The sequence below is a fragment of the Nitrosopumilus sp. b3 genome (genome assembly GCF_014078525.1).
Taxonomy (GTDB): domain Archaea; phylum Thermoproteota; class Nitrososphaeria; order Nitrososphaerales; family Nitrosopumilaceae; genus Nitrosopumilus.
The window spans coordinates 391034-403810 of sequence record NZ_MU078696.1; the positions used below are offsets into that span (position 1 = coordinate 391034).

Annotated in this window: 17 protein-coding genes and 1 tRNA gene; 10 read left to right on the forward strand and 8 right to left on the reverse strand. The window is 34.2% G+C overall.

Going from position 1 to position 12777, the window contains the following annotated elements; genetic code table 11:
• Nucleotides 1-77: transfer RNA gene (locus C6990_RS08430), tRNA-Gly, on the reverse strand.
• A gap of 63 nt (nt 78-140) precedes the next feature.
• On the opposite strand from C6990_RS08430, the gene C6990_RS08435 reads away from it, so the two are divergent.
• Entirely contained in the window at nt 141-404 is a 264-nt protein-coding gene (locus tag C6990_RS08435) for a hypothetical protein (RefSeq protein WP_182130307.1), read from the forward strand.
• Here C6990_RS08435 and C6990_RS08440 read toward each other — a convergent pair.
• The gene (locus C6990_RS08440; protein WP_182130667.1) at nt 396-905 is read right to left on the reverse strand and encodes a 50S ribosomal protein L16; all 510 of its coding nucleotides are present in this window, start codon (nt 903-905) and stop codon (nt 396-398) included. The two genes, C6990_RS08435 and C6990_RS08440, sit on opposite strands and share 9 nt — an antisense overlap.
• Before the next feature lie 98 nt (nt 906-1003).
• On the opposite strand from C6990_RS08440, the gene endA reads away from it, so the two are divergent.
• Nucleotides 1004-1567 carry a tRNA-intron lyase gene (gene endA, locus C6990_RS08445; RefSeq protein WP_182130308.1) on the forward strand — a complete coding sequence of 188 codons (564 nt, stop codon included), beginning with the start codon at nt 1004-1006 and terminating at the stop codon, nt 1565-1567.
• Here endA and C6990_RS08450 read toward each other — a convergent pair.
• Complete coding sequence (locus C6990_RS08450; protein ID WP_182130311.1) at nt 1564-2220, reverse strand: phospholipase D-like domain-containing protein; 657 nt, start codon at nt 2218-2220, stop codon at nt 1564-1566. The genes endA and C6990_RS08450 overlap by 4 nt on opposite strands.
• A 144-nt stretch (nt 2221-2364) precedes the next feature.
• On the opposite strand from C6990_RS08450, the gene C6990_RS08455 reads away from it, so the two are divergent.
• Nucleotides 2365-2520: a hypothetical protein gene (locus C6990_RS08455; RefSeq protein WP_182130313.1), complete on the forward strand. Its 156-nt coding sequence runs from the start codon at nt 2365-2367 to the stop codon at nt 2518-2520.
• Between the two features lie 71 nt (nt 2521-2591).
• Nucleotides 2592-2783, forward strand: a complete 192-nt coding sequence (locus C6990_RS08460) for a hypothetical protein (RefSeq protein ID WP_182130315.1) — start codon at nt 2592-2594, stop codon at nt 2781-2783.
• Nucleotides 2784-3049: 266 nt separating this feature from the next.
• Here C6990_RS08460 and C6990_RS08465 read toward each other — a convergent pair whose 3' ends face one another.
• Entirely contained in the window at nt 3050-3319 is a 270-nt protein-coding gene (locus C6990_RS08465; RefSeq protein WP_182130317.1) for a hypothetical protein, read from the reverse strand.
• 175 nt (nt 3320-3494) lie between these two features.
• Here C6990_RS08465 and C6990_RS08470 point away from each other — a divergent pair, with 175 nt between their 5' ends.
• The 3 genes from C6990_RS08470 to C6990_RS08480 all read left to right on the forward strand — a co-directional run bounded on the left by C6990_RS08470 (nt 3495) and on the right by C6990_RS08480 (nt 5267).
• Nucleotides 3495-4304, forward strand: a complete 810-nt coding sequence (locus C6990_RS08470) for a ParB/RepB/Spo0J family partition protein (protein WP_182130319.1) — start codon at nt 3495-3497, stop codon at nt 4302-4304.
• 280 nt (nt 4305-4584) lie between these two features.
• Nucleotides 4585-4950, forward strand: coding sequence for a YnfA family protein (locus C6990_RS08475; RefSeq protein WP_182130321.1), 366 nt, complete (start codon nt 4585-4587; stop codon nt 4948-4950).
• Nucleotides 4938-5267 (forward strand): YnfA family protein, encoded by a 330-nt coding sequence (locus C6990_RS08480; protein WP_182130324.1) that lies wholly within the window; start codon nt 4938-4940, stop codon nt 5265-5267. The genes C6990_RS08475 and C6990_RS08480 overlap by 13 nt, the downstream gene beginning before the upstream one ends.
• Before the next feature lie 201 nt (nt 5268-5468).
• On the opposite strand, the gene C6990_RS08485 is transcribed toward C6990_RS08480, so the two are convergent.
• Nucleotides 5469-5777: a hypothetical protein gene (locus C6990_RS08485; RefSeq protein WP_182130326.1), complete on the reverse strand. Its 309-nt coding sequence runs from the start codon at nt 5775-5777 to the stop codon at nt 5469-5471.
• 113 nt (nt 5778-5890) lie between these two features.
• Between C6990_RS08485 and C6990_RS11065 the strand changes: the two genes are divergently transcribed.
• The gene (locus C6990_RS11065; protein WP_255465348.1) at nt 5891-6811 is read left to right on the forward strand and encodes an ester cyclase; all 921 of its coding nucleotides are present in this window, start codon (nt 5891-5893) and stop codon (nt 6809-6811) included.
• Between the two features lie 128 nt (nt 6812-6939).
• Here C6990_RS11065 and C6990_RS08495 read toward each other — a convergent pair whose 3' ends face one another.
• A complete protein-coding gene (locus C6990_RS08495; RefSeq protein ID WP_255465349.1) occupies nt 6940-7572 on the reverse strand; it encodes a helix-turn-helix domain-containing protein in 633 nt (210 codons plus the stop codon).
• 22 nt (nt 7573-7594) lie between these two features.
• Nucleotides 7595-8200 (reverse strand): response regulator, encoded by a 606-nt coding sequence (locus tag C6990_RS08500; protein ID WP_182130328.1) that lies wholly within the window; start codon nt 8198-8200, stop codon nt 7595-7597.
• Between the two features lie 522 nt (nt 8201-8722).
• Between C6990_RS08500 and C6990_RS08505 the strand changes: the two genes are divergently transcribed.
• Together C6990_RS08505 and C6990_RS08510 are read left to right on the forward strand one after the other, a co-directional pair.
• Nucleotides 8723-10438 (forward strand): cache domain-containing protein, encoded by a 1716-nt coding sequence (locus tag C6990_RS08505; RefSeq protein WP_182130330.1) that lies wholly within the window; start codon nt 8723-8725, stop codon nt 10436-10438.
• A gap of 429 nt (nt 10439-10867) precedes the next feature.
• Nucleotides 10868-12196, forward strand: coding sequence for a multicopper oxidase domain-containing protein (locus C6990_RS08510; protein ID WP_182130332.1), 1329 nt, complete (start codon nt 10868-10870; stop codon nt 12194-12196).
• Here C6990_RS08510 and C6990_RS08515 read toward each other — a convergent pair whose 3' ends face one another.
• Entirely contained in the window at nt 12197-12730 is a 534-nt protein-coding gene (locus C6990_RS08515; RefSeq protein WP_048115522.1) for a hypothetical protein, read from the reverse strand.
• Nucleotides 12731-12777: the final 47 nt, after the last annotated feature.

The following is a 12777-nucleotide window of genomic DNA, read 5'->3' on the forward strand; positions in this document are numbered from 1 at the left end:
TGGTGCAGTTACCGGGATTTGAACCCGGGTCACGTACTTGGCAAGCACGAGTACTAACCAGACTGTACTATAACTGCAACAACCCTAGAGGTTGAATTTGGATATTAAACTGTTTTTAACTATTTCAACAAAGATATGCTATGGATGAAATTATTCTTAGTAAAATTGAACAAAAAATTCGAGATTCACTTTCAAACAAAGATGAAATTAAAGAACTACTTCAACTACTATCAAACATTGATGATTCAAAATCATTTGCACTTGGTGTGATTGTTGGAAGAATCTACAACGCTTTCTATTATCAATCAAAAAGAATTCTAAATCGAGAACCCACTAAAGATGAATTTAATGAATTTTTAGAATTTGTTAAAAGTAAGAAATCTGATTTAGAAAATTTACGGTGATGATTTATTCCATTCAATTACATTGATAGTTGGAGTTCCTGGCAATTTTACACATGCCCCATGAAGTGCCTTTTTAGCTGCCTCCAAATGAGCTTCTGTGTTTACGAACATTTCCATGATACATTGTCCTTGTTTGACTCTGGCTCCTAAACTAACTGCTTTACCCCATGATCTTCGCATTCCTTCAGAAACTCTATCTGCACCTGCAGTTGCAATCTGCTTGTTTTCTCGAAGTAGATTGTGTGGATAAATTCTTAATCTGGAATAGTAACCTGTTTCACCAGTGGTCTTTTCTAGTGTCTTGTTTGCTGCCAATCTGGTTGATTCAATTGCCATATGTCTGATCTGAATCTTTTCATTAATTAGCAACTGCACACAATATTTGTAAACGCCTCTTTTTCCACCTTGAAATTTAGCAATTTTTATCTGTGGTTTACCTTTGATGTACTCTTTTCTTGTAAAGACTTGTCCAGTTGCAGTTCTATAATTGGCACCATGCATTATGTTCTCAAACCAAAACGCCCATATTTTAACGGTGAGCCAGAATGTGCCCAAACTTTCCAATGCTTATATGGAAATCCTTTGATTTTCACATCATCATGGAAGAAACCCCTCTAGTGAACGGTGATCTTGTTTCTGAACAGACTTGTATTTCTGATAAAAATATGATTCATGAACTTGATCTAAAGGGATATGGTGAAATTGAAAATGAGAAATTATTTTTGAAACAATTTGAAACTTTATTTTTATTATATTCTAAAAGGCTGATTTTAAAGAAAGGAAAAAAACAAATTGATTTTGACACTTTTATGAATATTTGTCAAAAAACTGACTCTGAAATTCTCACCAAATTTTTAATTTATCGTGATCTCAAAAATAGGGGATATGTTGTAAAAGATGGATTTGGATTTGGTTCTGACTTTAGAGTTTATGAGAGGGGACATTTTGGAGAAAAGGGTGCAAAATTCCTGATCTTTGGACTCAATGAGGGACAACAAGAGAAGATGGGAAATCTACAAAAAAAGATTGAAGAAATCACTCAAATGGGAAAAGAACCAATTATTGCAGTAATTGACCGTCGTGGTGAAGTCATTTACTATAAAATTAACAGAATGAATTTCAATGAGAATAAATCTAGATTAGAAGAATCATTCAAAATCTAATCTCGCAATACCCATTCTGATGAGTACTTTAAAAGATTATTTTCTTCTGCAAACATAAAATCATAAACATCTACATATTTTGTTTTGTTATCCCAAAGACCCTGAAAGTCTTTCATCTTTCTTTCAACTCTTGATTTATCATTCCATGACGTAAAAACATCTACTGATTCAAAATCTCTTGATTGAGTTGAAAATGATTCTCTAGAAGTTCCAGTAAATGCGACTGCTTCATCATCTACATCTCTAAAAATCCCAATTCTCTCAGAGAAAGAATTGGAAACTTGCTCTGAATTTGTAATGGCAATCTTTAATTCAATTTGACCGTTATTTACAATGTCTTGGAGTTTTTGAATTTTAGTGTCTTTGATAAATTTTCCCTCAAATGATTTTGTAAATTTTTCAGAAAATAATTTTGTAAATAAGTTGAGATCCCCTGATCTGAATCTGTGTCCTGTGATCATTCTTAATTTAGCCTTGCCTCCGGCAAAATTCTCAAATGCCATTGAAATTGTGGCTAAAGTCTGAATCGATAAAAAATCTACACATCTATCATATTCTATACAATGACTTAGACAAGGAAAAAAGAATTCTGTTACGATATCATCCCTGTCTGAGCGATACTCTTCTTTTAATTCAATATCTCTTAATCCCACTATTCACTTCTCTTGATTTTATTATTTAAAGAAACAATTCTAAATCATAATTCTCACATAAAAAACACTCTGAGCAGATCAGAGCCTGATACTTCTGAAATATCATAAAAAATACTATAAATGGTAATTATCCATCGACATGTCATGATGACTGATCCGCCACGTTCATCATCAGGGGAAGAAATTTGCCCAATGTGCAAACGTGAGAAAAGTAAGCATACAAACAAAGAGATGCTTGCCTGTTCTAGAAAATTACAAGATCTTGACAAAAATCCTACAGGCGGGGCAGGCATAGATTAATTTCAAAAAAATTTATCTTGAAACAATTTTTTTTGTCAATAATCTATTTCAAATATTAAATTTACAAAAACTTGTTGACTGTAGAACATGACAAAAAGAAATTACAAAATTATGAAAATCTCCAAAAAGAATACAAGGTACTCTTAGACGAGTATGAGGACATCAAGTCAAACAATTCCAAAGATCCCAAACTAGAAGAAAAAATCAAAGAACTGACTATAAAACAAAAAGAAATTCAAGATCTTTCTTCGAAATTATCCTGATATCTGGCTTCAAAAAGAGATCGAGAAGACTATTTCTTGCATTTTTCACATATTGCCTCAGAAGTATCCTCGTCAATAACTAGAGGAACTCCTGAAGAGTAGCATTTTGAGCACAATCCTTTCATGGAATATCAGATTAACTCTAAGAAAATTTGTAGTCTTTGCTTTAAAAATTGTTGAATTAAAGTCAACGAATTTTTAGATTCACCCTTAACTGTTTTTTTAACTAAAAATTTGTTAAAAAATAGGGTGAGAAGAGCTTCTTGTCACTTTGTGGAAGTTGCTCTTTTTTGTGCTTTCTGAAAAGTAGATTTCTTTTTTCTTGCAGATTTTTCTGCTGTCTTCAAGGCTTTTTTCAAACTCTTGATTTTGTTGTTTGCCTTGAGTAGTTCCCTTTTTCTCTTGTTTGCTACTTGCTGTGCTCGTCGTTTTGCTTTACTTGCTGTATTTTTTGCTTTTCTCGTTTTTGTAGCAGTTCTTTTTACCTTGGATGTCTTTCTACTTGCCTTTTTTGTCGATCTACGTCTTGCTGCCATGAAAAATTTGCAAGACCGTCAAGTAAATAATCCTAATATCAGGAATTTTTTAGAAAAACTCAATTTTTTTTGAATAAATTTATCTTTTGAGACAAAAATTTGTTGAAACAATTAGAGTTTTGATTATTTTCAATAGACCAATGATTACATTAAAGATGATGATTTTAAAAAACTAGTGAGAAGATACAAACCAACCATCTCATACAGATTAAGAGATATTCCAATAAAGCAAATCAAAATTTGGAAAGAAGCTCAAGCACGAAAGCTTGATAGAGAAAATATTTCAGAACTTGCAAAATCAATCAAAAATGAAGGATTGCTAAATCCGCCTTTGGTTCAAAAAGAGAATAAGAATACCTACTTACTCATGTCAGGACAGAGAAGGCTTGCAGCAATGAAGAGGTTGGGCGCTAAGAAAATCCCAGTACATGTTCTAACAAAACAGACATCATACGATCTTGAGAATGCAAAGGCTGCATCAGTTGTTGAAAATATCCACAGAAAAGATATGAACCACAAAGAAATTGCAGACTCTTGCAAGTTTTTGACTGAAAATGTGGGAAAGTCATCTGCTGCAAAATCAATGGGAATGTCACTTCCAACTCTTAACAAATATTTGGGGTTTGCAGGCGTTCCAGACAAATTAAAAGCACTTGTCCCCCAAAAAATCTCTCGAGATGAAATGACAAAACTTTACCTTGTAATACCCAACATAAAAAAGGCAGAAAAGATAGTAGAAAGAATTTCAAAGATAGATGCACGATTGAGAAAAAAATACCTTCAAGCATTAGCTCAGGCCCCCAAATCATCTCATCAAAAACTGTTAAAACGTGCAAAAACCATGCGAATAAAACAAAATTTGTCAATAAAACTCTCCAAAACCAATGCAAGAAAGCTTTCAAGTCAATCAAGCAAGAAAGAGATGCTGCCAGATGAATTTGCAAGAAAGATAATTTCTGATTACCTTAATCGCAAAAAAAGATGAAATGCAAATCCCTGTAGTATTGGAATTATAACTAAATTTAATGTTAAATTATTCAAGCTAAAATTGTGAGGTTCATAATCTCTGAACCTTTTACTCATGTAGTCTGAAATGAGGTTTAGCAATCACATTTGCATCCGTTATTAAACTTTGGATTACAAATCTCACAATCTAAGATACATTTGTCTTCAGGGCAATAACCACAAAACTGCTTTTTCTTTGATTTGAACCCGTTTACCTTAATTAGTTATAATCGAGAATCTTTATTCCATTTTGACGCTAAATGAATAAACCGCCAAAAATTTTTTTCACTTCGGTTCTACTATTCTTTCTAGCTGGTCTTTGTGAGATTGGTGGTGGGTACCTAGTTTGGCTTTGGATGCATGAAGACTTTGGTTTTGTTTTAGGTGCAGTTGGAGGATTCGTGTTATTTTTGTATGGAATAGTTCCCACATTTCAGAAAACCCACTTTCATAGAGTCTATGCAGCTTATGGTGGAGTCTTTATTGTAATGTCAGTATTTTGGGGATGGTTAATTGATGGAGTGACTCCTGACAATTATGACATTCTTGGAACAATAATTGCTGTAATTGGAGTCCTGATAATTTTCTACTATCCTAGAAAAGGAGAAAAGATTTGGTCGAAGTAGCATCAACTGTAGGCATTTTCTTTTTTGCAGCACTGTTAGAGATTGGTGGAGGTTATCTTGTATGGAAATGGTTACGTGATCATAAAGGGAAAGTTTTGGGTCTAATTGGAGGATTGATTTTATTTTCTTATGGGATTGTAATGACTTTGCAGCCTGCAGATTTTGGTAAAGTCTATGCAACGTATGGGGGAATCTTTGTGGTATCTTCAATAATTTGGGGATACTGGGTGGATAAGAAAAAGCCAGACAGATTTGAGATAATTGGTTCAGTAATAGTTTTGATTGGCGTTACAATCATGTTCTATTGGCCTCGTTAATTGTAACCTTCTAGTTAGAAGGAGGATACCATCATAGTTTCTGAAAAAGGTCTAATGAGAGGGGCTTGTCAATACCCAAAAATCTAATACTCCCATCGGGTTTTGTCCGATCAGTTCAACACTCCCTACTTTTCCTTAAAATAAAATCAAAATTTTAACCAAGAAAACAATTGTGAATTTATTTTTGATGAAATAAAAAATTCAGGGCTCTGGTTGAACTAATTCGACTTTTTGCTGTTGTTTGTCATAGAACTCGTTGATTTCACTTGAAGGAATGTAGAACGTGGCAGATACTATGTCTCCTACTTTTGCATTACACTCAGATACAACTACACTAGTTCCGTATTGAGATTCTGCGACACACCCATCTTCGGTAACTGCAATAACTGATACATCCTCAGTTACTTGAATTGGAATCCAATTCCATGGAGTAATTGTAAAAATTACAGCAACAGATACCCCTACTATCAACATAGCCATTAAAACACGGCGAGAGGGTTTTGTTCCCATTATGCGTATTGCTGGGAATATCTTATGAAACTAGATTAGACAATTGTCATAATTGAAAACCAGACCATAAAAATACCTATTTTCTTATATGTGAAAAACTCAATCAAAATTTAATGAATACGCTACTTACAGTAGCATTCAGTATCGTACTATTGCTGACAGTTACTGTTGTAACATCTGTTGATCTTTTAGAGACAGCTGATGCTGCAAAATCACAAGGAAACCCTTTGCCTGAAACAGGTTCGAAGAAAGTTTGTGGCGATAAATTATGTTCTAAAGTAGAATCTTCTGAAGACAAAGCAAAACACGGTGAAGACAAAGCAAAACACGGTGAATCCTCACATGAAGGAAAAAACAAGATGAAGGAAAGACATCTTCAATTGTTAGAACAAATGAAATCTATGAGTAAAATGGAGATGATTGATTCGATGAAGTCTATGATGTCTGAACACCATGATAAGAAAATTGAAAAGATGAGTCAAATGGATGAACCAGAACTTCTAAAACACATAGAGAAAATGCTCGATAAAATGAGCAAAGATGATCATTCTGATATGGATGATGCACACCATGAAGATGAACTAACAAAATTCCAAACTGCAGAACTCCTTTCTGAACAACATCTAAAAACATTTGATGAATTGGATTTTGATGTGTTTACAAACCAGAAATGGGATAGATTACATGAAAGCCACTCAAGTGATATTGTTGTACACTGGCCTGATGGTCGTACAACTACTGGAATAGAACCACACATTAAAGATTTGAAAGCAATGTTTGTTTGGGCCCCTGATACTAGAATAGAACAGCATCCTATCAAGATTGCATCTGGACCTTGGACAAGTGTGATTGGGGTAATTGAGGGAACCTTTACTGAACCTATGCAATTGCCTGATGGAACTATTGTTCAGCCCACTGGAAAATCCTACAAACTTAACATGGCTACAGTTGGTTACTGGGAAAATGGCGTCATGACTGAGGAATACCTGTTCTGGGATAATCTGGAATTCATGAAGCAAATAGGATTGGCATAGCATTCCTTCTTTTTTATTTCATTTTGTGAAATTATTTGAAGATGTAATGGCTGTATTAAAGCCGATTGTGGTGAGCAGATAAAAAAAATACTGTAAAGAGATAAAGAAATTATTTTTTAAATCAAACTCTATGAGCCGTAGACTGTCGTGAGAATAGAGCTGTTCTTAACGACTTCGGGTGTAAACTGAACATTTACTGTAACTTTATTGTTAAAATCAATATTGACATTATCAAACAGTGACTTGTATTTGTCTACTCTTCTGTTAGCAGTTTGTATGAATCCTGTCTTTATCAGCAAGCCCTGCTCTATTAGGAAATTGATTTTTCTGTATCCTGAGGTTCTAGGAAGGTTCAACTTTTCAATAATTTCAGAAATTGTCCATGGCTCCCCAATTGACGCATTGAGAATTTTTGACATTTCATCGTCACAGAATGCCTTTACAATAGATTGAGTTATGGTTGAATCAGATAAGGTGAATCTCTTATCGGTCTTGTCTTTGTTTGATTTGAGGCTACAGATCTCTTGGAGGAATTTTTTCTCCAGTCCTTCAGCACCTGCTCCAAAAAATTCTCTTAGCACATAATCTATTTTATCAAATTCTCGCATTGCAGCAGTCATAGATATGCCAAATTTTTCAAATAGTCTGTCCTGTATCTTACGAACTGTACTATCACCTAGATTTTTCAAGATAATTTTCTCCAAAGATATTGCAAGAAGCGAATCTGCTCCGGACATATTTTCATGAGTTAATACTTTCATATTAATTCTCCGCTGTTGTAAATCATCTTACAATCTCCGATAATTCTAAAATGTTAGTTTTGTCGTTAGTACGTGCCAAATCAAGTGCTTTTTGCATTTTTTCTGTATATGAATCAAGACTGTTTTGACCAATTCTTATGATTTTACATTCATCAATTATTGGTATCGCCTTCAAATTCCTGTATTGTTCAAAAGTCACCACACATGAATAAACAGAGTAATCTTCTTTGAACGTGTATTGGATCTCAAATATAGATTGTTTGATATCATTATCAAGAAAACCATTTGTTATTGTTTGTTTTATTTTCTGGATATCAAATGGTTTGATGATGACAGGTACGTTTAGCGAATCAAGAATTGCAAATTGTACGGTATCGACACCTCCTGTCACCATGATTATTTTGGCATCAGGATTCTTGTCTTTGATGTTTTCAACTGCATACAGTCCATCATATTCAGGCATTTGATAATCTGTAAAGACAATGTCTGGCTTGTACTCTTCATACAATTTCACTGCACTCTGTCCATCATATCCCTTGGCAAGAACATCTACGTTGATTATTCCCAATAATTCAGAGAACAAATCCACAATGCTTTTGTCATCATCTACCACAATACAGCTAACCATCGTACAATTCCTCCCATCTCTTCAGATATAGTAGTAATATGTTATATTCATACTTTATGGCTTCATGCAATTATAGTATCCTCCTATATCTAGCTGGAATTAGGGCATTCCACATCATACAAAGATCATGGTAATTAATTAAAAATACATCCTGTAACATCATATTATCATAACATCATGAAAAATAATTAAAAAGATGTCTGTATCAAATTACATACAATATTTCATAAGATATTGCTACCTACTTTGAGATTACCGCCTGTCCTCCCTTGCGTCATAGTGATGATCACCTTATCTTGTAGAAAGTGTATTTCAATTCCATGTCGTAAAAATAAGAAATAAAAAAAAGACTCTAGAGATGTGGATCTTTATCCACTATGACTATAGAACAATAGACTGGTAAACTAGGAAATTTGGATACTTTCATGAATGATTACTGTGCTGCCATGATTGAATATTTACAATCTGAATAATCGTAAAATCCACTCATAATTAAAATACCTACTATTGTGATGTAATTACATGAGTTCATTTCTTAGTATTGGTACTAAATTGATCTTTTTGGTACTTGCAATTAGTATTTCTTCTATTGCAATAACTACTGGTTTAGCTTATAATTTTGCAGACACTATAATCAAAGATAATTTCAAAGAATCACTCAAAGATGAATCACAAACAAGAGGAGATACTATAACATCTATAATTGAATCCAGAATTGAGAAATTACAAGAATTTTCAGAAAATAAAGTACTTGCCAATGCTTTTGATGTTTTGATTCCTGCATTGAATGATGTTTCTTTTGACCGAATACTTGATGAGCAATCACCAAAACTGCATCATGAATTCCATTTATTTCAATTAAATGAGTTTGAAGCTGGAATCAGGGATCTCCAGATAATCAACATGAGGGGAAAGCCAATATTTTCATTAAATGAAAAAATTGATCCTACTACATATGTTAAAGGAAACTACAAAGTAACTGCACCTGCTGTTGAATTTATTCAAGATATTGACAAAACACGACTAATGAAAATATCATTGCCTGTATATTCGGAGAATGGAAATCAGGACGGCGTATTGATTGCAACAATGGGAAGTTCTGTATTTGATAATATCTTGTTGAATAGATTTGGTTTGCATGATTCAGGCGAGGTATACCTTGTAAATCAAAACAAGATGATGATCTCGGAATCAATATTTCTTGAAAATGCTCAGTTTAATCAAAAAGTAGACACGTTTGCAGTATCTGAATGTCTTGAGAATGGAAAAAATGTGGAAGCTGCAGATTATACTGACTATAGAGACGTAGATATTTTTGGATATTCTTATTGTAAGCCTGATCTGGGTTTTGTTTTATTAACTGAAGTTGATGAAGTAGTAATTCTAAAACCAATAACGGAATTACAAAATAGAATTATCCTTGTCGGAATATCTCTAATTGTTATTGCAAGTATAGTCACATTTGTCCTCTCCAAGAGAATATCTAACCCTATACTGAAACTTCGTAATGCCGCTCAGGAATTATCCTCAGGTAATTTTGATGTAAGAACTAACATCAAAACAAATGATGAGATTGAGCAGTTATCTGCATCTTTTGATAATATGGCAAAGACATTACAAGAATCTATTTCTGCAATAGGAAAACGAGAAAATATCATCAAGCAACAAGGAAATATTTTAGAAAAATTCTTTGAAGAAAAACGTGATAGTTATGTGTGTTTGGTGGATTTAATAGGCTCGCTCAAATTAACTAAAACCCTATCTGAAGAACAGAAAAAACGATACAGTCAAATTTTTACTGACTCTGTTATCCCAATAATAGAAAAATACAAAGGAATACCAATTAAAATTATTGATGATGCAATATTATTTTATTTCCCATCATCCAAAGACGATAAAACAATTCTATCCAGTATGCTTGATTGCTGCTCAGAAATCTCAAAACTAGACAAACAACTCAATGACAAAACATCGTCTGAGAATCTTCCTGGAATGGCATACAGAATCAGTACTGCATTTGGTATGGTAAATGAGGCAAAAACATCTGATTCTTCACTTGATGATATTTTTGGAGAACCAGTGAATACCTGCTTTAAGATAAATCAATATGCTTTGCCAAACACTGTAGTTGTAGATGATTCGGTATACCAAAAAGCCAAAGATTTACAATTCAAATTTACCAAATTGGATCAAAGTTTGATCAAAGACTTGGAATATGCTGTGTTTATTTTATCATAATACCTACTATTTTTCTCAAATGACCCTTGTTTCACAGGTCTTATTCACTTCAAAATATCTCTATATGATCCTAAAACCTCTAAATTTGTGGGTAACTTGGTTTCTAAATCAGACATTTTTTTGTGATAAACTCTGTTTTTTGCCCTAACCCGCAATTTTGTATTGCAGCAGGAACAGCGAATCAGTTTTGTCTGAATAAAGCGCGAACATGTGGTGCACCATTTTAATCCGTTCTGATACTTTAGACCTCCCTCAAATCTTTTTGTCACAAAGTCAATACAGTGTCCTTTACATCTTGGTGCCAAGGCATCTTAAAAAAATTCTTACTAGATAAGATCACTGTATGCAACTGTTTGCAACTGTTTGCAGAATAAACTTCCTAGTTAATAGCAAAACCCTTGAATGTTTTTCGTGGACAGAACCATCGTAATGCTCATAGGAGTTGTCTCCCTTGGAGTGACACTTGGCATTTTTTTCTTTGATGCAGAATTACCTTTACAGTCATTTGCAGAAGATAATTCTGTTCACAATCCTCCAAAAACAATTACCTATACTGTAGTTGCTGAAGACACCACACTTGAGATTGCTCCGGGAACTAGAGTTGAGGCTTGGACTTACAATGGAACCATTCCTGGTCCCACGTTAAGGGCAACTGAGGGTGATCGTGTAATTATTAATTTTATCAATAATGGGAAACTTCCACACACAATGCATTTTCATGGAGATCACAATGAAAAAAATGATGGCGTATTCCAAGAAGTTCTTCCCGGCGAATCATATGTCTATGATTTCATTGCAGAGCCTGCAGGACTATTCATGTATCACTGCCATGTGATGCCGGTATCTGAGCATATTCGAAATGGTTTGTACGGTGCATTCATAGTTGATCCTAAAGAAGGATTGGAGCCTGCACGAGAGTATGTTCTTGTCAAAGGAGAATACGATTTGGAAAACCAAGAAATCTGGAATCCCGACTATGTGTTTTTCAACGGATACGCAGATCAATATTGGTCTAATCCACTTCCTGCAAAAACCAACGAGCTAGTCAGACTGTATTATGTTGACATGGGTGCAATTGCTGCTTTTGGATTTCATATTCATGGGACAATCTTTGATACAATAATCTCTGGAATCTGGGAGAATGAACCCATACGGACCCAAACATGGGAAGTCAGTCCCGGAAATGCTGCAATATTTGAGGCAAAATGGAAAGAACCTGGAAGATATCTTTTCCACTTGCATGGCGTCCCCGAAGAAAAGGGAACTATGGCTTACTTTGATGTAAGGGATGCCACGTCTGATGCAGTTGATGGAGTGGATGTTGCAAAAACAAAATCCATTGATATGTGGGAATGGCAAAAACAGATTGCAATTAACTTACAGCAACCAGACGCAAATGGCGAAATTACAAAAACATCTGCTAGTTCGTCTGAACATTCCCAACATACTCCAACATCTACCGAACTTGATGAATCTAAGATAATTGAAACCAATCTTTGTGATGTGGAAACTGGTTCTGCAGTACCATCATCAAACAAATCATTCAGTCCAAAATTCAATCAGGCAAACGTTGGCGATACTGTAACCTGGACTAACAAAGACACTTCTGTGCATACTATTACCAGTGATGATGGTCTCTTTGACTCTGGGATGATGATGCCTGGTGATACATTTGAGCAAACATTTGAAGAGGCAGGGTTATACGGGTACAACTGTATGCTTCATCCATGGATGACTGGAACGGTGAAAATAAAATAATTATTTTTCAAAAGACAATTCCATCATCATGTCTTTGATTTGAAAATCTATCTTTTTTTCCAAGACGTTGTTAAAAATTAACTCCAATACCGTTTTGTGATACAATGACCAATTATATCCTAAATCATGTTTTATTATGTAACTGTGCTTTGAACCATTGATTGTGTGATTCATCTCAAAATCTGAAATCTTCATTCTCGTTACAAACCATGATACGAACGAGTCAATATCCATGGTCCCTTTCATAAACGTGGAAATATCTGACACTATGCTCTGGCCAATCTGTCGTGCCAATTCCACTGTCTCTTCTTCTGAGAGTTTTTCAAACAATGCACTTACTATTGGTTTTGCAACTGGAATCATGCCAACCTTGGGCTCAAACATGTCCCAATCGACATATCTTGAAAAAATTTTGTTTGCCAATACATTAAGACTAACTCCTTGCGATTCAGATTCTGCTCTTATCTTATCTAGAACACTGCCATCCAATCTGAATGACATTGTTTCTGTTTTCTTTTTTTGTTCATCTGACAAGTATTATGATTATTTCTCATGCGTTAATAATGTATTTTATTTCATTT

Excerpts from the sequence above, each read along its gene's own strand:
- C6990_RS08435 (WP_182130307.1), top strand. The coding sequence starts at position 141 with ATGGATGAAATTATTCTTAGTAAAATTGAACAAAAAATTCGAGATTCA.
- C6990_RS08440 (WP_182130667.1), bottom strand. The coding sequence starts at position 905 with ATGCATGGTGCCAATTATAGAACTGCAACTGGACAAGTCTTTACAAGA.
- endA (WP_182130308.1), top strand. The coding sequence starts at position 1,004 with ATGGAAGAAACCCCTCTAGTGAACGGTGATCTTGTTTCTGAACAGACT.
- C6990_RS08455 (WP_182130313.1), top strand. The coding sequence starts at position 2,365 with ATGATGACTGATCCGCCACGTTCATCATCAGGGGAAGAAATTTGCCCA.
- C6990_RS08465 (WP_182130317.1), bottom strand. The coding sequence starts at position 3,319 with ATGGCAGCAAGACGTAGATCGACAAAAAAGGCAAGTAGAAAGACATCC.
- C6990_RS08475 (WP_182130321.1), top strand. The coding sequence starts at position 4,585 with ATGAATAAACCGCCAAAAATTTTTTTCACTTCGGTTCTACTATTCTTT.
- C6990_RS08485 (WP_182130326.1), bottom strand. The coding sequence starts at position 5,777 with ATGGGAACAAAACCCTCTCGCCGTGTTTTAATGGCTATGTTGATAGTA.
- C6990_RS11065 (WP_255465348.1), top strand. The coding sequence starts at position 5,891 with ATGAATACGCTACTTACAGTAGCATTCAGTATCGTACTATTGCTGACA.
- C6990_RS08495 (WP_255465349.1), bottom strand. The coding sequence starts at position 7,572 with ATGAAAGTATTAACTCATGAAAATATGTCCGGAGCAGATTCGCTTCTT.
- C6990_RS08500 (WP_182130328.1), bottom strand. The coding sequence starts at position 8,200 with ATGGTTAGCTGTATTGTGGTAGATGATGACAAAAGCATTGTGGATTTG.
- C6990_RS08505 (WP_182130330.1), top strand. The coding sequence starts at position 8,723 with ATGAGTTCATTTCTTAGTATTGGTACTAAATTGATCTTTTTGGTACTT.
- C6990_RS08510 (WP_182130332.1), top strand. The coding sequence starts at position 10,868 with ATGCTCATAGGAGTTGTCTCCCTTGGAGTGACACTTGGCATTTTTTTC.